The organism is Mesorhizobium sp. FG116 (assembly GCF_057809835.1).
In genome coordinates, this window is record NZ_JBMDKS010000130.1 from 1 (window position 1) to 774 (window position 774).

Annotated in this window: 1 pseudogene; it reads right to left on the reverse strand. The window is 54.0% G+C overall.

The annotated features are described in order from the left end of the window. A pseudogene (locus ACODTY_RS24090) lies at positions 1-238 on the reverse strand (RcgA family putative transporter); the annotation flags it as partial. Between the last annotated feature and the right edge of the window lie 536 nt (positions 239-774).

Genomic DNA, 774 nt, shown 5'->3' on the forward strand with positions numbered 1-774 from the left:
CAATGCCCTTGTCGTTCTCCTGAAACCAAAGCTGGACGGTGCGCAGGTCGACGCCAATTCGGTTGGAATCGATGTGTGTAATCGCCTCTGCGAGAAGCTCGGGTGTCCAAGGACCTAGAGGAAACCCGTCCTCGCCCAGTGGCCTTCCCGCACCCGCCGCCGCCAATCGCTTGAACAATTCCTTGAAATCGCTTCCATCTCGTGGTGGTGGGAGAAACAATTTTCCGTTCTTTACCAACTTCTTACAGTCGATGGCTTCGTTTCGTTTCGTTACTCTTCGTATCCTATCGTGCCCGTTGCTGTAATCAACGTCTTTATTATCGGGTTTCGAACGGCACGGGAGAGGGATCGAATTACCGGCGACCGGTGCAGAAGTTGAACACGGCGTTGCACGGAAGAGGTTTCACAAACTGTTGGCCATTGGAGATCGGTCGGATGGCGTCCGGAAGGGCGAAAATTTGTATCGGGAGTCTTGAGTAGGAGGTTGAACTTTTGCCGGGTGGTTAGGGCGGATGTTCCACGCGGGCTGAAAGCTGGAGAGACAGGGCTTCGGGGGCGTCAGAAGCAGTGACCGAAAGGCGCTAGTCATGCGGCTCGAACCTATTTGCATAAATTCGACTGATGATGTGCACGGGGACGTTCGTGCAGCGATATCCATACATCGTCGTAAAATGCGCGATCTCGTTAACTTCACTCGTGATTGCGAAGAAAATCGGAGAGCCGACAGAGTCTCGTCCGCGCGTCTGGACCGATTGTCGAAGGACGAGGAACTCG